The sequence below is a fragment of the Microbacterium sp. MPKO10 genome (genome assembly GCF_026107415.2).
Taxonomy (GTDB): Bacteria; Actinomycetota; Actinomycetes; order Actinomycetales; family Microbacteriaceae; genus Paramicrobacterium.
In genome coordinates this window covers 538,544-561,497 of the sequence record NZ_JAPCHX010000002.1, presented here as the reverse complement: position 1 = coordinate 561,497, position 22,954 = coordinate 538,544, and the positions used below count along the sequence as shown (strand labels likewise).

Below are 22,954 nucleotides of genomic sequence, written 5' to 3'. Positions count from 1 at the left end.
CCTCAGAGCCTCAGAGCCTCAGAGCCTCGGTGCCAGCCGCATCGTGGGATGCGCTCTCCCCCCACGGCGACGGCGACGCTGCGCTCTCTCGCAGCGGGGCATCTACACCTCTCGATTCCAGGCGTCGATTCCTCCGGCCAACGAGTGCAAGGCCACCGCGGCCGGCACGTCGTCCGCGAGCCTCTCACACGCCCGCGCCGACCGCACGCCGCTCGCGCAGTACAACACCACCTTCTCAACGGGACCGCACGCACGCGCCACAGCAGACCAGCCGTCGGACTGCACGCGCTCCAGCGGAACATGCACAGACCCGGGAATCGCTGCGAGTTCGCGCTCCCAGCTCTCGCGAACGTCCACAACAGCCAGTTCCTCGATGTGGGTGGCGCGCGTCAACAACGCGGCCAGGGCGGTAACGGTGATCTCTCCGGGCTGCGCGTCAGCAGCATCCGCTCGCGTGCTCGCCGCGGAGCACACCGCGGCGACCTCGGCGAGACTGGTGACGGGCTCCCGCCCCGGGTCTTCGGCGAAGCGCAGGGTCGACGACTCGGATGTGAGAGCGTCATAACGCAGAAGCCGGCCGATCAGGGGCGACCCGATTCCACAGATGAGCTTGACAGCTTCCGTCGCCATCGCCGAGCCGACCGTGCCGCACAGCACCCCAAGCACACCGCCGGCAGCGCAGTCCGGAACGGAGTCGGCGTCGGGGATGTCGGGAAACAGATCGCGCAGCATGGGTCCGCGTCCGGGCCAGAAGGTGCTCACCTGTCCGGCGAAGCGGAAGATCGTTCCCCACACAAGCGGGGTGCCGGTCAGCTCGGCGGCATCGTTCGACAGGTAGCGCGTGGCGAAGTTGTCGGTTCCGTCGAGCACGAGGTCGTGACGGGTGAAGAGGTCAATCGCGTTCTCGGGCGTCAATCGCTCGCACAGCGCGGACACGCTCATCGTTGGGTCGAGTCGCACGAGCGCGTCGTGTGCGGACTCCGCCTTCGGCCGGCCGATGTCCTCGTCGCGATGCAACACCTGACGCTGCAGATTTGACGCTTCGACGACGTCGTCATCGATCACCGTGAGGTGACCGATTCCCGCCGCCGCCAGGTAGTGCAGAATCGGTGCTCCGAGCCCGCCCGCTCCGATCACAAGCACCGAGGCGTGGCGCAGTCTCCGCTGACCGAGGCTGCCGACATCGGGCAGCGCGAGGTGCCGTGCATAACGATCAATCTCGCGACGTGACAGCGAGGGCCCGGGTTCGACAAGCGGAGGCAGCGCCCCCGCAGCCGCGGGCGTTGCCGACGGCGCGAACACAGGGCTGTCGTTCACAGAACGCTCGTTCACCGTATGCGCGATCACAGGTCGGCCTCCGACGGGCGGCGCGTCACCATACCGTCGAATGACGAGGACGCCTGCGCGAGTGAGCGCTTCGGGATCCGCCCTGCAGCCCGTGCCATCCGTCCCGCGTCAACGGCGAGGCGCATGGCGCGTGCCATCGCTCCCGCGTCATGCGCACGCGTGACGGCGCTGGCCAGAAGGACGGCATCGCAGCCGAGTTCCATGGCGAGCGCAGCATCCGATGCCGTGCCGATCCCCGCGTCGAGAACGATGGGCACGCCCGCACGTTCGATGATCGTCGCGATGTTGTGCGGGTTGAGGATCCCCAGACCGCTTCCGATCGGGGAGCCGGCGGGCATCACGACGGCGACGCCTGCATCTTCGAGGCGCTTGGCCAACGCAGGGTCGTCGTTCGTGTAGGCGAAGACGGTGAAGCCGTCGAGGACGAGCTGCTCGGCCGCGGTGAACAGCTCGACGGGATCGGGAAGAAGCGTGTCTTCATCGGCGATGACCTCGAGCTTGATCCAGGAGGTACCGAGCGCCTCCCGCGCCAGCTGTGCCGTCAGCACCGCGTCGCGTGCGGTGTAGCACCCCGCGGTGTTGGGCAGCGCGCGGATGCCGAGGCGGTCGAGCATCGCGAAGACCGAGTCGCGCGATTGGGCGTCGTACCGCCGGATCGCAACGGTTGTGAGCTCCGTTCCCGAGGCGATCAGTGCCTCTTCGAGTGAGGTGAGGGACGTCGCGCCGCCCGTTCCCATGATGAGCCGTGAGGTGAGAGCATCCCCGTCGATGACGAGAGAATCGGATGCTGCGGGCGCAGCAGTGTCTGCGGTGTTGAACGTCATGTCAGCCTCCCTGAACCGCGGTGACGATATCGACGGTCTGCCCGGGCAACAGCTCGTGTGCGGCCCACCCTCCGCGAGGGATCACCGTTCCATCGACCGCAGCAGCGACACCGAGCCGCGATCCGTCGGCCGGGTCGCCGCTTGCGACGAGATTCTTCCCCGTGAGATCGGCAACCAGCTCGAGAAGCGTGCTCTCGACCGTGACGGGGCGGTGTGCACCGTTCACGGTGATGTCGATCGTGTTCTCTGTCATCTTCTGCGTCATTGTCGTACTCCTTCATGCGCTGACTCAGGCGCTGTCGTGGGCGCAGGATCGTGTGTCGCCGTGGTGAACCGGTGCGGGTCGACGGTGCGCGGCAGGTCGGCGTCACTCGCGTCTCCCGTTGTGATGTCTGCGGTCAGCTGCGCGCCGAGAGGGGCCAACAGGATGCCATGGCGAAAATACCCGGTCGAAACGACGCAGCCGTCGTCGATACGTCCGATGATCGGGATATCGTCTGGCGATCCGGGCCGGGCGCGCGCCGTCACATCCGTGATCTCGCATTCCAAGGCGCCAGGGACGACGCGCTCGATGTCGTGCAGCAGCCGGTGCACTCCCCCGGCGCTGAGGCCTCCCCGCCCGTCCTCCCGCGAGGTGGCGCCGAGCACAAGGCTTCCATCCGGCCGGGGCACCAGGTACACCGGGCGCCCGTTCACCAGCGCCCTGATGGTTCGGGTGACGAGGGGCCGAAGACTCTCAGGGGCGGAGAGACGCATGATGTCGCCCCACACGGGTCGCACACCGAGCGCCGGTAGTCCCTCGATGGTGGATGCTCCGACACCCGCGCACACGACGACCTGGTCGGCCTGAATGTTCTGCCCGTTCGCCAGCGCGATCCCGCGCGTCTGAGTGCCGTCTGAAATCACCGCGTCGACGCGGCACCGCACGATGTTGTCCCCGAGCACGCTGATGAGCGCAGCAACGACACGGCGAGGATCGATCGCGTGGTCTCCCGGAATCCGCACGGCAGCGCTGACGCCGGGGCCAATCGCCGGCTCGAGGCTGCGCGCCCGCGAGCCGGCAATGAGTTCTACCGGCAGCCCAAGCGCGTTCTGCAGCGCGCAGAGCTCACGCAGACTCGTCATGTCGGCAGCATCCGCGGCGCAGACGAAAGTCTCGGCGTCTGTCACGCCCAGATCAGATCCGGATGCTGTGGCCAGCTCTTCCGCGAAAGCGGGGTACAGCTCAGCCGACGCCGTCATCAGCGGCGACAGGAGCGTCTGCCCCCAGATCACTTCCGAGGCGGGCGCGAGCATGCCCGCCGCAGCGTGGCTTGCTCCCTCGCCCGGCTGCGGGTCGACGATCGTCACCGACCATCCCCGCTGTGACAGGCGCCATGCTGTAGTGAGGCCGATGATTCCGGCCCCCACAACGACAGCGTGCATTGATTCTCCCTCCGGCGGCATGATCCGCATCAGGTCTGGCGGTCGGCACATGGCCCTCTCAGCCTTGCGAAAGGCTCCCGCGAACTTCCTCTACTCTAGGCACATGCCCACACAACTTCGACCCGTGACGTTGACCGATGATGCCGTCCGCACGGCCCGGCGGGAGGCTCTCGACCGGGCGCGCCTCTACGTCTGCACCGATGCGCGGCGTGACCGCGGCGATCTCGCGCAGTTTCTCGACTCCGCGTATGCGAATGGTGTCGATATCATTCAGCTGCGCGACAAGTCTCTTGAGGCGCGTGCTGAAATCGAGGCACTTGAAGTGCTGGCGGCCGCTGCCCGACGGCACGGAAAGCTGTTCGCTGTGAATGACCGTGCCGATGTCGCGGCACTCGTCGGAGCCGACGTCTTTCACGTGGGGCAGGGCGACTTGTCGAGTGAGCAGGCGAGGTCGATCCTCGGGCCAGACGTAATTCTCGGCCGATCGACTCACTCCATCGGTCAGGCGGAGGCGGCGAACGACGACGAGATCGACTATTTCTGCGTCGGACCGGTCTGGGAAACGCCGACTAAGCCCGGGCGGGATGCTGTCGGGCTGGACCCAGTGCGGCGTGCCGCCGAGTTCGCCGGCAAACCCTGGTTCGCGATCGGAGGCATTACGGGCGGAACACGTCTGGACCGCGTCGTCGGCGCTGGAGCATCCCGCATTGTCGTCGTGCGGGCGGTCACCGACGCTGACAACGTGGGTCGGGCCGCACGGGCGCTCCGAGACCGTTTGGAGTGACCGTTATTGACCCGTCTCGTTGGACTGACCGTTACTGACCCATCTGGCCGAGCCGGCTGCACCGACGGGAGCGGCCCAGGCCCATTGCTCCGTTAACGCGGCAGCACCCACGGGCGGACTCGTCGGCATCCCAGACACGACGAACTCCCCGAAAAAGGGCCGCGCGGCCGCTCTTTCGGGGAGTTCGCTGTGGTTCAGAACCTGGTGCGATCTGAGCTTAGGGCTTCCAGGTGACCGGGTCACCGTCGAGGTAGCTGAATTCAGTATCGTTCGGTGCCCACGCCACCGACCCGAGCTCTGATCCCTCGGGAACCGCGAAGATCATGCAGGTCTCCAGCGGCTCACCCTTATCGTTCGCCTCTTCCATGTACTGGTTGTCGCAGGGCTCAAAGTTTCCGATCATGTTGACCGGCGCTGCCCGGTTATCGTCACTGTCGAAGGCGAACATGCCGTCGATCGGATCTTTCCCGTCGAGTTCAACCTCGAACGGCTCGATCTTCGTCGCCTCAACGCTCACGTAGTACGGTGTGTAGCCTTCCAGCTGCTTGAGGAAGTCATCCCCGGCGGCTTCGAAGTCGCTCAAGGGAGCCTCAGAGACCTCGGTCACGGTGATCTCAAGCATCTGCTCTCCATCATCGGTGTCGGGGTAGAGAACAGTCGCTGTGTCCCCCAACGACAACTCCGTACCCGGTGCTGTCGCGTCCCCGGCCTGTTCGTCCGAGTTGTCTGTTTCTGTCTCCGCCTCGTCTGCGGGAGCTTCTGACGTCTCTTCGGTCTGCTGCGAGTCATCCGCTGGCTCTTCTGGGCCCGCCGAGCATCCCGTGAGTACGAGTGCCAGAATTCCGATCGCTGATGTGACCGCCATGCGTGTACGCATTGCTTTCACCGTCCTTCTCTGGTTGCTGTATTGAGACGGTAGCGCGGGTGGACAGACCAAATCCATGGGGATGGGTGCTAGTCCCCATGCTGGACGCGAAAGCGGAGTCCATAAGAGCGCGCGGCAGACGCACCAGCGTGATCGTGGCGCGGAGGCACCGTGCCGGGCAATGAGCAGGCGTCGCGTCCCTTCGGTCGGGATGAGCGTCGACGCAGCCCGCCGCTATACGGGAGTGAGCGGATAGTACGGCTCAGGCGGCAGAGTCACGTCAATCTCGTCACCGGCTCGCACGACACCGCCACGTGACACGATCCCCATGACGCCGGTCAGCCGCACCACGTCCCCCGACTCGCCTGTATAGAGAACCTGCTTCATCAATCCGGGCTGATCGTCGTTGATCTGGTGGCAAGGGTTGCGCAGGCCCGTCACCGTGATCACCGCCTCGCCGATCGTCAGCCTCGCACCGACAGGGAGCGCCAACACATCAACTCCGCTCGTCGTAATGTTCTCTCCCAGCTCCCCGGGCACCACCGTGTATCCGGCACCCTTGAGCCGATCGAACAGCTCTCGGTGGATCAGGTGCACCTGCCGCATATTCGGAGTCGACGCGTTCTTCTTCACGCGAGAGCGGTGCTGCACTGTCGTGCCCGCATGCGCATCACCCTGCACGCCGATTCCCTCGACGAGAGTGATCTCATCGACGGTCGGCTTGCTGAATGAGTGGGTGCCGCTGCGGTGAACTCCCACCACGGATGCTGTCATTGCTGCCCCTCGTTATTGCCTATGAGCGCCGCCCGGTGCCTCTCTGGCCATTATCCCTGACCGCCATCCCTGGCTGTCATATCCGGGCATCATTCCTGGCTGCTGGTATCTGTCGGCTCCTCACGAGTCACGTCCGCCTCCGCGGGCGTGCTCGTGGCAGCATCCTGTTCCTGTGTGTCCTGCCCCGACGGCTTCCGCCCGAACAACCGACGCTTCGGCTTGCCCTCATTCTCTGGCTGCTCGGTCGCGAGCCCGAAAACACCCTCGTGCTTCTCGACACCGCTCGCGACGCTCTCGACAAGCACACGCCTGGCCAGCTGCCCGCGCAAGACGAGGGGATCTCGTGACAGGTCCTTCCACAGCGCCACGCACAGCAACAGCATGACGATCACGAAAGGCACGGCAGACACAATGGTGATGTTCTTGAGCCCGTTGAGCGCTTCGGCCGGGTCATCACCGCCGGCCAACAGCATGACGGCGGCAACAGCACCCGTGGCCACACCCCAGAACAGCGTGAGCTTCTTCGTCGGTTCTTCCGCCCCGTTTTCAGAGAGCCCGGCCATCACGATGGACGCTGAGTCAGCCCCGGTCACGAAGAAAATCGCCACGAGGATCACCGCGATCACCATCAGGATGACTGTGACCCAGCCGGGCACAGGCATCTTGGCGAGCAGATCGAACAGAATCGTATCGAAGTCGATGTTCGGCGTTCCATCGACGATTTTCGCGAGCATGCCCGAGGTATCGCCCGCTGCTTCAGCGCGCTCTTGCAGACCAATCGCACCGCCGCCGAAGATCGCGAACCAGATCACGGAGATCGCAGACGGAACGAGCAGCACACCCGTGACGAACTGTCGGACGGTGCGTCCACGAGAAATACGCGCGATGAACAAGCCCACGAAGGGCGTCCACGACACCCACCAGGCCCAATAGAAGATGGTCCAGGTTGACATCCACTCAGCCAGTGCCGGCGAATCATTGGACGGCGTTCGAGATGCCATCTGCGGAAGATCACCGATGAACGCGCCGATCGCGTCGGGGATCACATTGAGAATGAACAGCGTCGGGCCCCCGATGAAGATGATCACAGCAAGCAGGATCGCAAGCACCATGTTGATGTTGGACAGCCACTGGATGCCGCGCTCGATACCGGACACGGCTGAGGCGACAAACATCGCGGTCAGAATCGCGATGATGAGAACGAGAAGCCCCGTGCCCACGTTCTCCATGATGCCGGTGGACTGAAGCCCTCCTCCGATCTGCAGAGCACCGAGACCGAGGGAGCATGCCGAGCCGAAGAGCGTGGCAATGATCGCGAGGATGTTGATGATCTTGCCGCCCCAGCTGTTGACGGCCTTGTGGCCGAAGAGTGAGGTGAACATTGACGAGAACAGCTGACTCCGCCCCAGCCGGTACGTGCCGTAGGCCATTCCGAGACCGACGATCGCGTACATGCCCCAGGGATACAGCGTCCAGTGGAACATCGTCGTTCCCATGGCCGTGCTCACCGCAGCGGGAATCTGCCCGTCGACAGTGCCGGGAGGCGGCGACATGTAGAAGAACAGCGGCTCGCCGACGCCGTAAAAGATGAGTCCAATGCCCATACCCGTGGCGAACATCATGGCGATCCATGATGAAGTCCTGAACTGCGGAGTCTCACCGTCCTTGCCCAAGGGGATGGCACCGAAGCGGCTAGCCGCGACGACGATCACGAACACGGTGAAAACCGTTGCGGCGATCACGAACAGCCAGCCGAAGTTCTTGATCGTCCCGTTGAGTGCCGCGTCTGCCACCGTGCCGAGGCCGTCAGGGGTGACGAATCCCCACACGACGAAGGCGACGGCAAGTACGCCAGCAATGCTGAACACCACCCAGTCCGTTCCGCGGACCTTCTCGAGCTTGCGCCGCCTGGCGCTCTTCTTCAGTTGTTGAATGAGATCTTCAGTTGAATCGGCGTTGCTCATAGTCATCGGTGTGCTCGACGCTGTCGACCACGCCCCGTTGTCTTCCGTACTGCGTTGTTGGCCGCTTCGGACTTTGTCAGGGTAGCGCCCGTTTTATTCTTCGTGCCACATCGCACGCCGATCGAGCCGAGCTGGGTAAGCGCAGAACCTTGTTCGGATCACACGTTGTCAACTGGAGTTGACGTTCGATCGCCCGTCAACTATGGTTGACATCATGACAGAAGATCCACTGGATGCGGCCGTCGACAACGATCCGCGCGTCGGACTACGCGCGGTGCGATCTCTCCGCGAGCTGGCCGAGCGACTCGAGGTGCTCCACGTGACCCGGGCCCGCGAGCTCGGCATGTCCTGGCAGGAGATCGCGGACGCACTCGACGTGTCACGGCAGGCGGTCCATAAGAAACACGGAAAGAGCAAACATGTTTGAAAAGTTCACACAGAGTGCACGTGATGTTGTCATTCGAGCACAGTCGATCGCTCGAGAGGTGCGAGCACCGCAGATTGATTCGACGCATCTGCTGCTCGCCCTTGCCGATGGCAGCGATACGGCGGCTCGGGCCCTTCGCACGACAATTCCGGATGCTGAGGCATCACTCGCCCGCTTACGCGGCGACGCGGGAACGGCTGGACTCGATTCCGAAGCGTTGCTGTCACTCGGGATCGACGTCGACGACGTTGTTGCCCGGGCCGATGCCGTCTTCGGTGCGGGAGCATTCCGAAATGCGGGCACATCGAAACGGCACATCCCTTTTCGCAACGATGCAAAGAAGACTCTCGAGCTCGCGCTGCGCGAAGCGATTCGCCTGGGCGAGAGGACCATCGAATCCCGCCACATCCTTCTGGGACTTCTGCGCACTGAGGGTGCAGGGTACGAAGCACTTGTCGCGGCTGGCGCTGATACCGATAGCCTGCGCGCGACGCTCGTCGAGAGCGAGGCAGCATGATCGACACACGCCGATGATCGACGGCGTGATTGTATTTTTCATACAATCACAGAAGGAACGATCCCGTACCGCATTCGAGGGAGACTCATCAGCATGACCGCGAGCACGCAGACGGATCGGCGTAACAGCTATGTCGAGATCGCCTACGAGCACCTCCGTGACCTGATTCTCACGGGTGAGCTCGCGCCCGGCAATCGCGTGACCGTGCAGCCCCTCACCGAGATCCTCAAGCTTTCGCCGACGCCGATCCGAACAGCCCTCGCCGCGCTCGAGCGACAGGGGCTGCTCGAGATCCACGAGCATCGCGGATACTTCGTCCCCAAACTCGGACGCAAGGACATCCTCGAGATCTATGAGATTCGCGAGGTGATCGACAGCGTCGCTTCGCGCCGCGTCGCCCAGCTCGATGAGCGCACCGACATTATTGCTCGCCTCGAAAGCCTTCTGCAGCAGCAGCGAAAAGCTGTCGCGGCGGGAGACATCGCGACGTACCGAGATCTCGACGTCACATTCCACCGAACGATCTGGGAGAACTCCGGTAACCACCGCTTGCTCTCCCTCGCAGATAATCTGCTCGGTCAGGTCCGCATCGGCAACAACGTCTCATCACGCGTCCCCGGCCGTGTGCAGATCGCCATCGAAGAACACGCCAGCATCATTGCCGCCCTTGCGCGCGGCTCGGCCGAGGACGCCGAGTCCGCGACGCGTCGTCACGTACGTGAAGCTGCTCATGCTTTGGCTGACTATCTGACCGAGCAGAACTCCGCACGCTGACACAGACTCAGGCGCCCAGACCCCCCTGTGCTCGCAGGCCCTGCGCTCGCACCTCCGGTGTTCCGCAGCCTACCCGCGTCCACAATTCTCCGAGATCCGCCCTCTTGGGTCTCGACAGTATGCCCACGTTGTGCCACGCCTGACACAGGCCATCAGCTCCGGACAGGCGGAGCCTCTCCCTCATTGACAAAGCTTATTTTGCAGCCTAATCTCTGATTAGATTTAATCAAATATCAGATCTAAAGCATAAAGGAGTGCTGATGACTGCAGAAACAAGACACACGATGGGTGCTGTCGGGCCGCCCGCCCACGAACGCGTGACCATGCTGGGTGGACCGGTGACGGCCCTCGTCCCAGCTCTCGTCTTCGTCACCGTTCTTGCTGTTCTGTCCATCACCGAGCGAGCTACCATCTCAGGCTTCTGGGTTGGCGGTTGGGCTGCGATCGTAACGGCGCTGGCTCTCTCGACCACGCGCGCGCGATGCGCCGAGTCAATCATTCGCGGCCTCAGCGACAAGACAGGTGCTGTGATCATTGCCGCGTTTGTCTTCGCAGGAATCTTCGGCTCCGTGCTCTCGGGCGCGGGCCTCGTTGATGGCCTACTTTGGTTGGGCCTCTCCACCGGACTGCACGGAGCAGCCTTCACCGTTCTCGCATTTGTTCTCGCGTGCATCTTCGCCGCGGGAACCGGAACGAGCGTCGGCACGGTCGTCGCCATGGTTCCTGTGCTCTACCCTGCTGGCGTGTTTCTCGGCGCGGATCCCACGATGCTTGCCGTCGCCATCATCGCCGGCGGCGCTTTCGGCGACAACATCGCCCCTGTCTCCGACTCCACAATCAGCTCGGCCTTCACCCAAAATGCCGCGATGGGTGACGTCGTGAAATCGCGCCTCCCGCTGGCGTTGACAGCAGCCGGAATTTCGATCGTCGCCTTTGCCATCTTCGGCGGTGGTGGAGAAGTCACCCAGAATCCACTGGGTGCGAATTCCAGCCCACTGGGCCTGCTCATGCTCATCCCATTCGCTCTCGTGATTTTCCTCGCCGTGCGCGGTCACCACATCATTGCGTCCTTGACCTGGGGAACCGTCGCTGCCATGGTGATCGGGCTTCCGACGGGGCTCCTGCAACCGGCCGCCGTCTTCGCGATCCCGGGCGAACGCGGCGAGAGCACCGGACTCATCGAGGACGGAATCGCGGGAGTGACGGGCGCGGTCATTCTCGTCTTGTTCATACTGGCGCTCGCGCAGCTGCTAAGCGACAGCGGCCTGATGGAGAAGGTGCTCGCGGGCCTGCGCAAGCGGGCGGCCAAGGGGGTGCGAAGTGCAGAGCTCACGATCGTCGCCGTCACCGTCCTTTTCACCATCCCGCTCGGTTCGAACGCCCCCGCCATTCTCCTCGTCGGTCCAACGATCGCCCGGCCACTCGGCCTGGGCCACAGACTGACCCCGTCACGGACCGCCAACCTGTTGGATTGCAGCGCGAACACCGTCTTCTACATGCTGCCGTGGCACAACGCCGTAATCGTCTGGTTCGTCACTGTCCTCGCGGCGGCGAACGCGCACGATTTGCCAGCACCCAGCATCGCCGCAGCCTTCCTCAACCCCTACGCGTGGAGCCTGCTCGTCGTGCTCCTCGTCTCCATCCTCACCGGCTGGAACCGCAGGTATTCAGCTGATACCCCGTCTGCCCCGCACGGGCCCTGAGCGAGCGCGAACGCCTCACCCACTGGCCACACTCACTGATATTCGTCCACTGACCTCGTCCAACGACACGAAGGAACACACCATGCACCTCGCGACATTTCCCCGCCGCCGATACACTGATGGGCCCACGCCGATTGAGCACCTGCCACGTCTCAGCGAGCATCTCGACGGTCCCAACATTTACGTCAAACGCGACGACCTTCTCGGGCTCACATCGGGCGGAAACAAGACGCGCAAACTTGAGTTCCTCATGGCTGACGCACTCTCCCACGGTGCAGACACGATCATCACGACCGGCGCCGTCCAATCGAACCATTGCCGCCTAACCCTTGCGGCCGCGGTGAAAGAGGGGCTGGCGTGCCGCCTCGTGCTCGAAGAGCGCGTCGAAGGGTCATACGATCCGGGCGCGAGCGGCAATAATTTCCTCTTCCGACTCCTGGGCGCCGAGCAGATCACCGTCGTTCCCGGGGGCACAGACCTTGCCGCCGAAATGCAGAAGGCTGCGGATGCTGTCACAGCCGAGGGCGGTGCTCCATACATCGTCCCCGGCGGTGGCTCGAACCCTCTCGGTGCGCTCGGGTATGTCGCGTGCGCCGATGAGATCCTCGCGCAGTCATTTGAACAGGAACTCCGACTCGACCACGTCGTGTGCGCGAGCGGCTCCGGGGGAACACATGCGGGCTTGGTCGCCGGCTTCGAAGGTGCTCAGAGTGGCATCCCGATCACCGGCATCAGCGTCCGCGCGCCGAAGGAGCCACAAGAGGCCAAGCTGAATGGGCTCGCAAACGCCGCATCGAAGCTCGCAGGAGGCATCCACGAGATCCGGCCTGATGCTGTCACGGTCCGCGATGACTTCGTGGGCCCCGGATACTCGCTCCCCACGCCAGAGATGTCCGAGGCAATTCAGCTCTTCGCTCGCTTGGAGGGCATCCTTCTCGACCCGGTCTACACGGGAAAGACAGCGGCTGGGCTCATCGGTCTCGTGCGCGAAGGAGCGTTCCCGAAAGACGCGAATGTGCTCTTCGTGCACACGGGCGGCTCCCCCGCCCTCTACGCCTACCAGACCGAGGCCCTCGCCGAATGACACGCGAGACGAACACGACGTCGCGCATGGTCGGTGTGCTCGGAGGGATGGGCCCCGCCGCGACAGCCGACTTCTACGCGAAGCTCATCGCAGCAACGCCGGCCTCGCGCGATCAGGACCATCTGCGCGTCGTGATCTGGGCCGACCCGACGGCTCCTGACCGCACGCGGGCCCTGGCGTCACGAGGTGAGAGTCCGCTCCCCTGGTTGCGTCGCGGCGTGCAACAGCTTGTGCAAAGCGGAGCCGAGATTCTCGTCGTGCCGTGCAACACCGTCCATGCCTACATGCCGGATGCTGTCGCCGACACCGACATCCAGTTCATCAGCATTATCGATGTCGCAGCCGATCAGGCCCAGCAGGCGTCGTCAACGGGAAAAGTTGGGCTCCTCGCCACAGAGGCGTTGATCGATGCAGGGCTCTATCAAGAGGCTCTATCAGAGCGCGGGCTGGAGGCCGTCGTGCCAACGCCGCAGATTCAGGCGCGGCTGATGCAGGTGATCTACCAGGTGAAAGCTGGCGACACGGGACGAGTCGTGCGTGACGTCACCGCGTCGATCCTCGATGCCCTTGCGCGTCAGGGCGTCACATCAGTGATCGCCGCGTGCACAGAGATTTCGGTGCTGGTCTCGCGGCTGACCACCAGCATCCCCGTCATCGATCCGTCGCACGCCCTCGCATTGCGAGCTGTGAGTGCCGCCGTCGAGCGCCCCGCCCTCGTGTCACCGGAGCGTTCGTGAATCCGCACAGATTGGAGTAATGATCCGTGTGCACGGTGTCCCTCGAGACGGAAGCGACAACGCCGGCACAGGGCAATCACGGTCCCCGCGCCCGACCGTGTTTCCCGTGACTGGGCGTTTCTCGTTGTCAGGGCGCGGGAGGCACCCGACAGGCGCCGACGATGGGGCGACGCCCCACAACGTCGGCGTGTGTCTCTGCCTCCACCGATCGCCTCGTTGCGTTAAGCGGTCCGCCTGCGATAGCGCTGATCGGCAAGCGCGAAGACGAGTGAGACGATCACCACGAGTCCGATGAGCGTGAAGCCGATAGCCATCGCACCGGGCCATTCGGTGAACGACAGGGAAGCGAAGACTGCCGCCGTGACAACAGCGATTCCCACAGATGTTCCAATGCGCTGGCCCGTCTGCATGATTGCTCCCGAGCTTCCCGCATAGTTCAACGGAACATCGGCGAGTGTGAGCGTCTGGTTCGGGCTGATCACGACGCCCTGGGCAATCCCGATGAACGCCAGTGACAGCAGAAGCCACCACTCGCTGACCACGCCCTCCTGAGTCAAGAGGACGACGGCGATCGTTGATGCCAGGCCGAAGAGCGCAATCAGCAGGCCGCTGATGACCATCTTGCGGCCATAGAGCATCACCCGGCTGCCTGCCCAGTGGGCGGAGAAGGCCGAGAGAATGGCCGATGGAATCCCCACGAGGCCGGCCTCGAAGGCCGAGTGACCGAGCCCGCGCTGCATGTACAGGGCCACGAGCACCCAGACGCTCGTCATGCCGAGAAAGTACAGGGTGACGATGACCGTGCCGTTCGCGAAGCTTCGCGTCGCAAAGATCTTGAGGTCAACCATCGGGCTGTTCCCCAGGCGCGCGTATCGACGCTCCCACGCTACCCAGGCGGCGATCAGAAGAAGTCCGACGGGAAGAAGCAGCCAGATGAATGGGGAGACCTCGGTCTCGACGAACGGGAACAGCAGCGACAGGACGGCGAAGCCGAGCAGCAATGCCCCCACCAGGTCCATCGAACGGCTGCGACGAGCCGGTGCCGGGCCATCGACTGGTTGTCGTGCTCCCCTGCTGATCAGCGGTCGTGGAAACCACATCAGGGCAAGAATGATCGCGACGACGCCGACCGGGACGTTCACGAGAAACGTGAGCCGCCACCCAAGATCGGCGCCGCCGAGGTTGATGATGAGCCCGCCCAGGACGGGGCCGATGGCGACCGAGACTCCCACGGTGCTTCCGAAATAACCGAAGGCCTTGCCACGCTCGGCCCCACGGAAGTAGTGCTGAATCATGCCGACACCCTGCGGGTTCAGCAGCCCCGAACCGACGCCCTGTACAAAGCGGGCAATATTCAGCCACTCCGCGTTGGGCGCGAGTCCTGCGGCGATCGACGACAGCGTGAAGACGGCCACACCGAGAATGAAGATCCCGCCGCGGCCCATGAGGTCTCCTGCTCGGCCGGCGGCGACGAGGACGATTCCGAAGGTGAGTGCATACCCAGACAGCACCCACTGAATGTCGGATTGTGAGGCGTCAAGACCATTCTGAATCGAAGGCAGCGCCACGTTGACAATGCTGACGCTGATGAGCGACATGAAGATCGCGACGAGAAGCACCGAAAGAATGCGCCACCGTGCGGGGTCAGGCTGCTCTCCGCCTGCGCCGCCCCGTGACTCGATCGTACTTCTCTCCGACATAGTCCTCCCCGTGCATCCACCTATAGCCAACACACATCGTGCGGCTATTTATTCCTCGGGCGCGGGGTCAGCACGTGGCCGCCCCGCGCCGCGACTCAGGCGAGCGCGTCGGTGATCGGGGTGTCTCCGTCGAAGAAGTTGACCGTGTCACGCACAGCGGCATGCTGCGCAATGACGTACGTGATAACCTCCGCCACGTTCTCACGTGACGTGACCTTCTGTTCCGGAGTCAGGTCACGGTCAATGCCCTCGCCCGCCTCATCAGCAACGGTGAGCAATCCCGATGCAGTCTCGAGAGTGAGCCTCCCCGGCCCGAGGATCGTGTAATCAAGCTCAGACTCTCGCACCGCGACATCAGCATCGTGCTTCGCCTTGGCGTACGCGTAGAACGAGTTCTCAGGGTCGAGCGTGTCGATGTCGACGGCTGCGCGCGAATACGACACCATCACGTAGCGGGAAACACCGACGCCCTGGGCTGCGGTGATCGTCCGCACGGCGGCCTCGAAGTCGACGGCCCGCGTGCGGTCCGGGTTGCCTCCACCGGCTCCGGCGGAAAACACGATAGCTTCTGCGTCAGCGAAGGCTCCGGAGAGAGCCCCGACGTCGGCGGTTTCGATATCGAGCACGACGGGCTCGGCACCGGCGTCCCTGATATCGGCTGCGTGATCGGGGTTCCTAATGAGCGATTCGACGCGATATCCCGCTGCGACCAGCTTTGGCACCGCGAGCAGGGCGATTTTTCCGTGTCCGCCGACGATGACCACTTTTTTGTCGGCCATGAGAACCTCCTTCTGCGCCAGCTGGCGCCTGTTGTCTGTGCTGCTTGGAGGCGCGAAGCGTCCGCGTGGCAGCATCAGTCTTTCATCCCAGTCGTCTTCCGGCGGGGTCGTTCTGCTGGTACCGCGAGCCGAGCACGCTGAGGCCAACCGCCGAGACTGCCCGGTGACGCTTGTCCACCATGCAAACAGCCTAGTGACCTGGGGCGACGGGTCGACCGCTGCGTACGAGACGTGTGCTCATCGATGAGTGTCCATGAGGCATGCCCCCTCAGCCCAGCTCATCGAACACGACTCGTGCCACCTCGGCGATGAGATTGTCGGGAGAGACGCCGTCTTCCGTGAGCTGACGGGTGTAGACGGTGATCACATACAGTTCACCGGAGGGGCTCTCTACGATGGCGACGTCGTTTGAGATGTCATAGACACTCGAGGACCCGGTCTTATCGGCTACGGTCCACCCGTCGGGCACTCCGGCTCTGATCTTGTCGTCACCGGTTGTATTGCCCTGCATCCACTCCCTGAGCTGCGCTGAATCATCAACGTCGATGCCGTCATGACGCACAACACGTTCGAGGTTGAGAGACATCGCTGCCGGGGTCGTCGTGTCGTGGGTCTCGCCGGGGCGTACGTCATTCAGAGTGGGCTCAGTCCGGTCGACAGATATCGTCTCGTCTCCCAACGAGCGCAGGTAGCTTTCGACGGCCGCGGGCCCGCCTACCTGGTCCATCACCAGATTTGCTGCTGTGTTGTCGCTCATGTCGATGGCTGCCTTGCACAGATCGCGAATCGACATGCCCGTGTCGACATGCTGCGATGTCACCGGAGCGTACTCAAGGAGATCACCCTCGTCGTAATGGATGATCGCGTCGAGATCCTCGTCGTCTGTCGCATCAAGCATCGCGAGGACGATCATCGTCTTGTTCGTCGATGCGAACGCGAAACGCTCATCGGCACGATGAGCGATCTGCGCCCCTGTTTCGAGGTTGCGGGCGACCACACCGATACGAGCGTCGTAGCGAGTTTCGAGTGCAGCGACTTCCACATTCTCAGTTGTCGTAGGAGTCGACGCGGGAGCGGACGGCGATGCGCTTGAGCCGACAATGCCTTCATCGCCCGATGGGGTACCGCATGCGGTCAGCGCAGCGATGAGCCCCATGCCCAGGACGACGGCGGTCGTTCGAAAGAAGGTTCCTGCCATTCATCAATTCTCGCCTCGACCGAGCGCCTTTCTACGCTGTGGCCCATTGCTTGTGATGATTTCCACAGCGTTCCACGCCCAGATAGCCACTGACAATGGACACACTCGCGGGTCGTCGCGTGTGGCAGGTCTCACCGTGTCGCCCATGTCGTTGGATCGAAATTTCCGTGCTGCGGAGTTTCACGCCGGCGCACTCGCTCTGTTTCGCTGTCGATCCGCAAAGTGCCCCAACAGATCTGCTCGTATGAGAGCCTGGTCGCATGTCTTCGAGGACGCCCGCGGATGCCGCGGATATCAGTGACCGAGCGGCTGAACACGGGCTCGACATCGACGCATCGACGATCAGCATCATCGAAGCCGGACTGGACTTCCGCGTGGCGATCGCTCAGGCAGCCGACGGCACGAGGTGGGTGCTTCGAATGCCGCGCCGGGCGGACGTTGTCGAACGCGCCACCGTAGAAGGACGCCTGCTCCGAGCGGTCGCACCACTCCTGTCTGTGCGTGTTCCGGATTGGCAGATCGTCTCGGACCGGCTGATCGCCTATCCTCTTCTTCCCGGTATGCCAGGGCTAACACTCGACGACTCGGGAGCTCCGGTCTGGTCGTACGATCCCACATCGAGCGTGTACGCAACGTCGCTCGGCGAACTGCTCGCCGAGTTGCATGCCATCGAACCGTCCGAGGTGCGCGGTACCGGCATAGACGTCCTCAGCCCCTCCGATGTTCGCGAGAAATGGCGCGCCGATATCGACACAGTGAGTGCAGAATTCGAGGTTGCGCCGCAGACGAACTCACGATGGCACGCCTGGCTCGCCGATGACACGTTCTGGCCGGACTGGTCGGTACTCACCCACGGCGAGATCTACCCCGCGCACACGCTCCTCGACGGCGAACGCATCACGGCTGTACTCGATTGGACGACTGCCGAAATCGGCGACCCGTCGAAAGACTTCGCGTTCCAGCAGGCGTTCGCGTCGCCAGAAGCATTTGATCTGACCGTGCGGACCTACGTCGAAAACGGCGGTCGCGTCTGGCCCCGCCTCGCTGATCATTGCTCCGAGAGATTCGCAGCCAGCCCGATCGGCTACGGACTTTTCGCGCTGATGACCGGTGACGAACAGCATCGAAGCACCGCAGCAGAATTGCTGAATCCGGCGTCGGAGTAGAACACCGTCACGCGTTCAGAGGGCGATCCAGGCGTCGCTCCATGGCCCGAAGCGTGTCGCGTGCACGGGCACCAACCTCAACATCATCGAGCGTCTCGATCACCGCTGGTGCGTGCTCGGATTCGCCGACAACGGCGAGCGCTCGCAGCGCGGCGATGCGCACACGCGAGTGTGCATCCGTCTCGACGATGCGTGCACAGTCGTCTCCGGCCTCTCCAATTTCGTGACGGGCCACAACCGTGGCGCACATTTCTCTGACTCGCCACTGGGTATCGGACAGTCCGCGAATGATCTCCCGCTGCCCACCCTCATCGCCGACATAGAGCAGGGTGCGTGCCGCCCACACGCGCGGCCAGTAGTCCAGGCCGCGCTCGGGCCAGGTTCGTGGCGGTCCCCAGCTCTCCCATTGCCTGCCGGCGAGCCATCGTGGATCGGGGTCTTCCTCGACCGATGACGTCTCGAGGTGAATACGTCCGGCCAGAACATCGCCGCACCAGCGCACAAGCACATGTGCGCCAATTTCCAAGCGCGCTGCCTCAGCACGCTCGTGCGGCGAGACCGTCAGCCATTCTTCCGCGCCCATTACTCGACAGTAGTCGACGATCGAAGACGACTCACTGCGATGAATCGGGAATAACTCGCCCACAGCGAGCGCTATCTTTTTACACTTCTGTGCGCTCATGGGCATCGGCTGCGCCGCCGGCAGCCGGTGCACCACTCACGGAACTCACTCCTCGCGCTAATCGAACGAGCGGAAGGCTCCCGCCGATGAATGCTTCCCCACCGTCCTCCCCCGTCACCCAGCATCCTGACTTCGGCTTGACCGTCATCACGCGGTCTCCCGACCCCAGGACGAGCGGTAACCAGCCGCCCAAACGCGCTCCGCTCGCCGAACGCATTCAAGCCATGGGGCAAAGCCGACTCGGCGCGCTTCTCCTGCTGATCGCGACAGTCATCGCGATTGTCTGGGCGAACATCTCGTTCGCCTCGTACGAGCAGGTGTGGGGCACGCATCTGGTCATCGGCGTCGAGGATCTTCAGCTGAGCTTCACACTCCACGCATTTGTCAACGATGCGATCATGGCGATCTTCTTCTTCACGGTCGGGCTCGAAGTTCGCCGAGAATTCGCGATCGGCGAGCTGACGACGTGGTCTCGAGCCATGGTTCCGGTGCTGGCGGCGCTTGCCGGACTCGCCGTACCAGCACTCCTCTACATCGCTGTCGCTTCCGGGACAGGTGCCGGGGACGCCTGGGGCGTCGTTATCTCAACAGACACGGCGTTCCTCGTGGGAGCGCTCGCACTTGTGGGCCCCAGAGCCCCGGGCCGACTTCGAGTCTTCCTGCTCACGATGGCCATCGTCGATGACATCGGTGCTCTTGCAATCATCGCCCTCGTCTATACAGCGGACCTCCAGCTCTTCCCTCTGGCAATCGCCGCGGTGGGCCTTGTCGGTATCTTCTTCACGCGGTACCTGCGCGTCGGCAGAGGGGCGTCATACGGCATCCTTGCAGTCATCGTCTGGCTCGCCTTTCTCGCCTCCGGCGTCCATCCCACACTCGCCGGGGTCGCCATTGCCCTGCTTGTTCCCGTCTACCGGCCCAGCCGGCGCGACGTGGAACATGCGCTCAGCCTGACGCAGACGTTCAGACAATCGCCCAACTCTCAGTACGCACGCGCCGCGGCGAATAGTCTGCGCGAGTCAATTTCCATCAATGAGCGTCTGCAAGCGGCATACGCACCGATCGTTGCGTACGCAATCGTTCCGCTCTTCGCACTCGCGAATGCTGGAGTGAGGATCAATGGAGAGATTCTCGCCGATGCGGTGCGCTCACCGGTCATGTGGGGTATCGTCGTCGGTCTCGTGGCAGGGAAGTTCATCGGAATCTTCGGGTCGATCTGGCTTATGACGCGCCTGCACATCGGAAGTCTCGGTCCGGGCCTCACCCGACGGCGCATCGCCGGGGGCAGCCTGCTCTCGGGCATCGGCTTCACAATCTCGCTCTTCATCGTCGACCTGGCCATCGCCGACCCACAACTGCAGAACATCGCACGCGTCGGTGTGCTGACAGCATCCCTCATCGCTTTTGCTCTCTCCGCTCTGTTCTTCCGGCTCTCCGAACAGCGGTCCCCGACGTCGGAGACGGGGCACCGGCTTGCCCGCCCCATCGATCCGACCCGCGATCACGTCTATGGCCCGGAGAACGCCCGATACACACTCGTCGAGTACGGTGATTTCCAGTGCGAGTTCTGCCTCAAGGCAACCGGAGCGGTGGGCGAAGTTCGACGCGAGCTCGGCGATGATGTGCGCTATGTGTGGCGCCATGCTCCCCTCGCGAGCTATCACCCGAACGCGATTGCCGCAGCGGAAGCGTCAGAAGCCGCCCACCGACAAGGGCAATTCGGCGAGTTCATGCGCAGCCTCTTCGCGGATCAGGAGCACCAGCAGCCCGCCGATATACTCCGGCGCGCAGACGAGCTGGGCCTCGACCTGGATCAGTTCGAGGCCGATTTGAGCTCAGCCGAGGTGGCCGCACGGGTTCGTGATGACGCTCTCGATGCAGAAGCCATGGAGATCTCGGCTGTACCGACGTTCTTTGTCAACGGCGTTCGGCACGTCGGCCCGTTCGACGCCGCATCGCTGATCCGCTCACTCGAGGCGACGGTGCCGAGCACCTCTGCCGAGCACCTCTGAGGGGGCGGAGCGCTCAATCGTCACGGCAAGCGGCTCGGCGGAACACCACGTGGCCCCTTCCGAAGCATGAGCTTCGGGTGGGCAGCACTCCCCCTGTCCGCCGAACGCGCACTGTCATAGTGTGACGGTGATGGAACCCGTGTTGACATATGCCCAGGCCGTATCGATGTTGCAATCCACCGGCAGCGTCAGGATGCCGGGAAAGCCTGCGCTCTGGTCCGGCGCGATGCGATGGCTGTTCCTCGCGCTCATCGTCCTGGTGTTGATCGTCCTTGTCGTCGTCGGGCCGATCGGCATCATCGCCGCACTGGTTTCCGATGTCTCAGTCACTCCAGCCACGATTTTCGGCATCATCGCCTGTTACGCGATGCTCGCCGGAGTGCTGGCGCTGCTGTTCACCTTGTACCGGCGCCAGGGCAGATACAAGCAGATTGAGCACAGTGTGGTGCGATTGGAGCCGCAAGGGCTGACTCTTCGCGGGGTCGGCCCAATCCCCTGGCGCGATTTCAACCCCGCACAGAGCACGCTGGTTCCCGCGGAACACGACAGCGGGTACGTGTTACGTGCCGTGATGCCGCTGTCTCCGTCGGGATTTGCCAATGTGAATCAGAGGCTGCCTCCGAATCTGCGGGGCCGATTGTGCCCGGCTTCGGGGCCGATCTGGAACAAGGCTCATCGGTACATCTATGTCCCGGGAGTCGAGGGTCTGTCGCAGGGTGAAGTGACGGATCTTCTCAACCGTGCGCACTCGATGTACAGCCGGCCCGTTCCCACAGCCCCTCAGAGGTGAGCGGAGTCAGGCACGCTCTTGCGCAGTGCAATGCGGAACAATCGCTTAGGCATATCGGAGACGCGCACGCGTTCGAACTTCGGGTTCGAGCGAACGGAAACGTCGTGGTCACGCATCACGGACGCGTGGCTGCCATCATGCGTGGCTCTCGCGGCGAAGACTTCCTTACCGAGGTTGAGTCAGACCCGCAGGAGACGAGCATGCGGCCAGACGCATACTCGGTCCTTTAACGTTGAGCCATGCTTCGACGTCTCTTCTCGCGCGCCTTCTGGCGTCTGAGCCGGTGGACGTTGTCGAGCGAACCTGCGCCTGAGCGGCCCACGGTTCTTGTCGGGGCTCCGCATACGTCGAACTGGGATTTTGTTCTGATGCTCGCGATCGCATGGCGTCTCGGAATCGACGTGCGCTGGTTGGGAAAGAAGAGCCTCTTCAGCGGCTGGCGCGGTCCGATCATGCGCCGCCTCGGCGGCATCCCTGTGGACCGCGCTGATCCAGCACGTGTCGTGTCCGACGTTGTGAGGCAGGTTCGCTCGGGCGACGTCTTTGGCCTTGTCGTCACGCCGGACGGTACGCGGGGTGCACACGACACGTGGAAGTCAGGCTTCTACCGAATCGCACGTGAGACGGGGATGCCCGTGACGCTTGGGTTCGTCGATCGCACAACGATGACGACCGGGCTGGGTCCCACGTTCGAGCTGACCGGCGATGTCGCTCAGGACATGGATCGCATCCGCGCCTTCTACGCCGATAAGTCCGGCCTGCGCCCGGCGCGACGAGTCGAACCTCGATTGCGCGAAGAGGATCCTCCTGCGTAAAAGTCCCGTCACTCCGCCGAACGAGAAAAGCACAGTTCTTCTCCCGTGCACTGAGAACAGCGGATGCTGGTGGGCGAGCCGACCGCATTCGGCACCTCGCGTCGAACGCGACTGCCCTGCCTGCGCGCTACGAGGTTCGCGACTCGACCAGATACGTCCGGATTTCAGCAATCTTCGCTGTCTTCGCGGCACCGGTGAATCGAAGCACGTGACAGAAGTCGACACGAGACGCACCGTGCGTGACGTATCCGTCGCACGCGGCGAACTTTCCGTGCGTCACCGTCGAAAGAATTTCGACGTACTCAGGCTCAGTGTTCAGCCACGGGATCGCCGTCTCGTTGCCTCTACCTCCTTTGTCGTCGCCGACCAGCGTCCAGTACGCTCCCTCGGCAAGTCGCTCTGCAACAGCATCCGAGTTTGTCATGGCCCAAGCCGCAGAAAACTCACTGACGATGATCAAACGCGGTGAATTGCCGCAATCGGTCGGATAGACGATCGTCGCAGGATTCTCACTCACCAGGAACCTCCAACTCTGACGGCGAACGGTGATGTGGATAGCGTGGTCTGATGCCCATCAGGCTGAATCG

Annotated in this window: 23 protein-coding genes and 1 riboswitch; of the genes, 11 read left to right on the top strand and 12 right to left on the bottom strand. The window is 63.4% G+C overall.

The features are described 5' to 3' along the window. Positions 1-102: 102 nt before the first annotated feature. The 4 genes from OK352_RS07250 to thiO all read right to left on the bottom strand — a co-directional run bounded on the left by OK352_RS07250 (position 103) and on the right by thiO (position 3,596). Complete coding sequence (locus tag OK352_RS07250; RefSeq protein ID WP_265140770.1) at positions 103-1,317, bottom strand: ThiF family adenylyltransferase; 1,215 nt, start codon at positions 1,315-1,317, stop codon at positions 103-105. Positions 1,318-1,343: 26 nt separating this feature from the next. After that, positions 1,344-2,171: a thiazole synthase gene (locus OK352_RS07245; RefSeq protein WP_265140769.1), complete on the bottom strand. Its 828-nt coding sequence runs from the start codon at positions 2,169-2,171 to the stop codon at positions 1,344-1,346. A 1-nt stretch (position 2,172) separates the two neighbouring features. Continuing rightward, positions 2,173-2,436, bottom strand: a complete 264-nt coding sequence (thiS, locus tag OK352_RS07240) for a sulfur carrier protein ThiS (RefSeq protein WP_265140768.1) — start codon at positions 2,434-2,436, stop codon at positions 2,173-2,175. After that, positions 2,433-3,596 carry a glycine oxidase ThiO gene (gene thiO / locus OK352_RS07235; RefSeq protein ID WP_265140767.1) on the bottom strand — a complete coding sequence of 388 codons (1,164 nt, stop codon included), beginning with the start codon at positions 3,594-3,596 and terminating at the stop codon, positions 2,433-2,435. The genes thiS and thiO overlap by 4 nt, the downstream gene beginning before the upstream one ends. Then, positions 3,586-3,687: riboswitch (TPP riboswitch) on the bottom strand. It overlaps the preceding gene by 11 nt. A 12-nt stretch (positions 3,688-3,699) precedes the next feature. Between thiO and thiE the strand changes: the two genes are divergently transcribed. Then, positions 3,700-4,380, top strand: a complete 681-nt coding sequence (gene thiE, locus OK352_RS07230; protein WP_265140766.1) for a thiamine phosphate synthase — start codon at positions 3,700-3,702, stop codon at positions 4,378-4,380. A gap of 217 nt (positions 4,381-4,597) precedes the next feature. On the opposite strand, the gene OK352_RS07225 is transcribed toward thiE, so the two are convergent. The 3 genes from OK352_RS07225 to OK352_RS07215 all read right to left on the bottom strand — a co-directional run bounded on the left by OK352_RS07225 (position 4,598) and on the right by OK352_RS07215 (position 7,983). After that, positions 4,598-5,257, bottom strand: coding sequence for a hypothetical protein (locus OK352_RS07225; protein ID WP_265140765.1), 660 nt, complete (start codon positions 5,255-5,257; stop codon positions 4,598-4,600). A gap of 222 nt (positions 5,258-5,479) precedes the next feature. After that, the gene (locus tag OK352_RS07220; RefSeq protein WP_265140764.1) at positions 5,480-6,019 is read right to left on the bottom strand and encodes an MOSC domain-containing protein; all 540 of its coding nucleotides are present in this window, start codon (positions 6,017-6,019) and stop codon (positions 5,480-5,482) included. A gap of 89 nt (positions 6,020-6,108) precedes the next feature. Continuing rightward, the gene (locus tag OK352_RS07215; RefSeq protein ID WP_265140848.1) at positions 6,109-7,983 is read right to left on the bottom strand and encodes a BCCT family transporter; all 1,875 of its coding nucleotides are present in this window, start codon (positions 7,981-7,983) and stop codon (positions 6,109-6,111) included. 214 nt (positions 7,984-8,197) lie between these two features. Here OK352_RS07215 and OK352_RS07210 point away from each other — a divergent pair, with 214 nt between their 5' ends. The 6 genes from OK352_RS07210 to OK352_RS07185 all read left to right on the top strand — a co-directional run bounded on the left by OK352_RS07210 (position 8,198) and on the right by OK352_RS07185 (position 13,225). After that, positions 8,198-8,410 (top strand): helix-turn-helix domain-containing protein, encoded by a 213-nt coding sequence (locus OK352_RS07210; protein ID WP_265140763.1) that lies wholly within the window; start codon positions 8,198-8,200, stop codon positions 8,408-8,410. Next, a complete protein-coding gene (locus OK352_RS07205) occupies positions 8,403-8,927 on the top strand; it encodes a Clp protease N-terminal domain-containing protein (RefSeq protein WP_265140762.1) in 525 nt (174 codons plus the stop codon). The genes OK352_RS07210 and OK352_RS07205 overlap by 8 nt, the downstream gene beginning before the upstream one ends. Positions 8,928-9,020: 93 nt before the next feature. Next, a complete protein-coding gene (locus OK352_RS07200; RefSeq protein ID WP_265140761.1) occupies positions 9,021-9,701 on the top strand; it encodes a GntR family transcriptional regulator in 681 nt (226 codons plus the stop codon). A gap of 260 nt (positions 9,702-9,961) precedes the next feature. Continuing rightward, positions 9,962-11,404: a Na+/H+ antiporter NhaC family protein gene (locus OK352_RS07195; protein ID WP_265140760.1), complete on the top strand. Its 1,443-nt coding sequence runs from the start codon at positions 9,962-9,964 to the stop codon at positions 11,402-11,404. 82 nt (positions 11,405-11,486) lie between these two features. Further along, complete coding sequence (locus tag OK352_RS07190; RefSeq protein ID WP_265140759.1) at positions 11,487-12,488, top strand: D-cysteate sulfo-lyase; 1,002 nt, start codon at positions 11,487-11,489, stop codon at positions 12,486-12,488. Next, positions 12,485-13,225 carry a cysteate racemase gene (locus OK352_RS07185; RefSeq protein WP_265140758.1) on the top strand — a complete coding sequence of 247 codons (741 nt, stop codon included), beginning with the start codon at positions 12,485-12,487 and terminating at the stop codon, positions 13,223-13,225. Before OK352_RS07190 ends, OK352_RS07185 begins: the two co-directional genes overlap by 4 nt. A 221-nt stretch (positions 13,226-13,446) precedes the next feature. Here OK352_RS07185 and OK352_RS07180 read toward each other — a convergent pair whose 3' ends face one another. From OK352_RS07180 to bla, 3 genes are all read right to left on the bottom strand, one after another. Then, positions 13,447-14,925: an MFS transporter gene (locus OK352_RS07180; protein ID WP_265140757.1), complete on the bottom strand. Its 1,479-nt coding sequence runs from the start codon at positions 14,923-14,925 to the stop codon at positions 13,447-13,449. A 95-nt stretch (positions 14,926-15,020) separates the two neighbouring features. Continuing rightward, positions 15,021-15,704: an NAD(P)H-binding protein gene (locus OK352_RS07175; protein WP_265140756.1), complete on the bottom strand. Its 684-nt coding sequence runs from the start codon at positions 15,702-15,704 to the stop codon at positions 15,021-15,023. 268 nt (positions 15,705-15,972) lie between these two features. Continuing rightward, positions 15,973-16,902: a class A beta-lactamase gene (gene bla, locus OK352_RS07170; protein WP_265140755.1), complete on the bottom strand. Its 930-nt coding sequence runs from the start codon at positions 16,900-16,902 to the stop codon at positions 15,973-15,975. A 260-nt stretch (positions 16,903-17,162) separates the two neighbouring features. Here bla and OK352_RS07165 point away from each other — a divergent pair, with 260 nt between their 5' ends. Next, positions 17,163-18,068 (top strand): macrolide 2'-phosphotransferase, encoded by a 906-nt coding sequence (locus OK352_RS07165; protein ID WP_265140754.1) that lies wholly within the window; start codon positions 17,163-17,165, stop codon positions 18,066-18,068. 7 nt (positions 18,069-18,075) lie between these two features. Here OK352_RS07165 and OK352_RS07160 read toward each other — a convergent pair whose 3' ends face one another. Then, complete coding sequence (locus tag OK352_RS07160; protein WP_265140753.1) at positions 18,076-18,651, bottom strand: HEAT repeat domain-containing protein; 576 nt, start codon at positions 18,649-18,651, stop codon at positions 18,076-18,078. Positions 18,652-18,836: 185 nt separating this feature from the next. Between OK352_RS07160 and nhaA the strand changes: the two genes are divergently transcribed. From nhaA to OK352_RS07145, 3 genes are all read left to right on the top strand, one after another. Further along, positions 18,837-20,762 carry a Na+/H+ antiporter NhaA gene (nhaA, locus tag OK352_RS07155; protein WP_265140752.1) on the top strand — a complete coding sequence of 642 codons (1,926 nt, stop codon included), beginning with the start codon at positions 18,837-18,839 and terminating at the stop codon, positions 20,760-20,762. Between the two features lie 130 nt (positions 20,763-20,892). Then, positions 20,893-21,552 carry a hypothetical protein gene (locus OK352_RS07150; protein ID WP_265140751.1) on the top strand — a complete coding sequence of 220 codons (660 nt, stop codon included), beginning with the start codon at positions 20,893-20,895 and terminating at the stop codon, positions 21,550-21,552. 239 nt (positions 21,553-21,791) lie between these two features. After that, positions 21,792-22,367 carry a 1-acyl-sn-glycerol-3-phosphate acyltransferase gene (locus tag OK352_RS07145; protein WP_265140750.1) on the top strand — a complete coding sequence of 192 codons (576 nt, stop codon included), beginning with the start codon at positions 21,792-21,794 and terminating at the stop codon, positions 22,365-22,367. Between the two features lie 127 nt (positions 22,368-22,494). Here the strand turns inward: OK352_RS07145 and OK352_RS07140 are convergent, their stop codons facing one another. After that, on the bottom strand, positions 22,495-22,884 hold the full coding sequence (locus OK352_RS07140) for a nuclear transport factor 2-like protein (RefSeq protein ID WP_265140749.1): 390 nt from the start codon (positions 22,882-22,884) through the stop codon (positions 22,495-22,497). Positions 22,885-22,954: the final 70 nt, after the last annotated feature.

Coding starts and splice junctions, on each gene's coding strand:
- OK352_RS07160 (WP_265140753.1), bottom strand. CDS start 18,651: ATGGGCGCGGAAGAATGGCTGACGGTCTCGCCGCACGAGCGTGCTGAG.
- OK352_RS07185 (WP_265140758.1), top strand. CDS start 12,485: ATGACACGCGAGACGAACACGACGTCGCGCATGGTCGGTGTGCTCGGA.
- OK352_RS07180 (WP_265140757.1), bottom strand. CDS start 14,925: ATGTCGGAGAGAAGTACGATCGAGTCACGGGGCGGCGCAGGCGGAGAG.
- OK352_RS07245 (WP_265140769.1), bottom strand. CDS start 2,171: ATGACGTTCAACACCGCAGACACTGCTGCGCCCGCAGCATCCGATTCT.
- nhaA (WP_265140752.1), top strand. CDS start 18,837: ATGAATGCTTCCCCACCGTCCTCCCCCGTCACCCAGCATCCTGACTTC.
- OK352_RS07225 (WP_265140765.1), bottom strand. CDS start 5,257: ATGCGTACACGCATGGCGGTCACATCAGCGATCGGAATTCTGGCACTC.
- OK352_RS07200 (WP_265140761.1), top strand. CDS start 9,021: ATGACCGCGAGCACGCAGACGGATCGGCGTAACAGCTATGTCGAGATC.
- bla (WP_265140755.1), bottom strand. CDS start 16,902: ATGGCAGGAACCTTCTTTCGAACGACCGCCGTCGTCCTGGGCATGGGG.
- thiO (WP_265140767.1), bottom strand. CDS start 3,596: ATGCACGCTGTCGTTGTGGGGGCCGGAATCATCGGCCTCACTACAGCA.
- OK352_RS07220 (WP_265140764.1), bottom strand. CDS start 6,019: ATGACAGCATCCGTGGTGGGAGTTCACCGCAGCGGCACCCACTCATTC.
- OK352_RS07190 (WP_265140759.1), top strand. CDS start 11,487: ATGCACCTCGCGACATTTCCCCGCCGCCGATACACTGATGGGCCCACG.
- OK352_RS07175 (WP_265140756.1), bottom strand. CDS start 15,704: ATGGCCGACAAAAAAGTGGTCATCGTCGGCGGACACGGAAAAATCGCC.
- OK352_RS07205 (WP_265140762.1), top strand. CDS start 8,403: ATGTTTGAAAAGTTCACACAGAGTGCACGTGATGTTGTCATTCGAGCA.
- thiS (WP_265140768.1), bottom strand. CDS start 2,436: ATGACGCAGAAGATGACAGAGAACACGATCGACATCACCGTGAACGGT.
- OK352_RS07215 (WP_265140848.1), bottom strand. CDS start 7,983: ATGAGCAACGCCGATTCAACTGAAGATCTCATTCAACAACTGAAGAAG.
- OK352_RS07195 (WP_265140760.1), top strand. CDS start 9,962: ATGACTGCAGAAACAAGACACACGATGGGTGCTGTCGGGCCGCCCGCC.
- OK352_RS07210 (WP_265140763.1), top strand. CDS start 8,198: ATGACAGAAGATCCACTGGATGCGGCCGTCGACAACGATCCGCGCGTC.
- OK352_RS07165 (WP_265140754.1), top strand. CDS start 17,163: ATGTCTTCGAGGACGCCCGCGGATGCCGCGGATATCAGTGACCGAGCG.
- OK352_RS07145 (WP_265140750.1), top strand. CDS start 21,792: ATGCTTCGACGTCTCTTCTCGCGCGCCTTCTGGCGTCTGAGCCGGTGG.
- OK352_RS07150 (WP_265140751.1), top strand. CDS start 20,893: ATGGAACCCGTGTTGACATATGCCCAGGCCGTATCGATGTTGCAATCC.
- thiE (WP_265140766.1), top strand. CDS start 3,700: ATGCCCACACAACTTCGACCCGTGACGTTGACCGATGATGCCGTCCGC.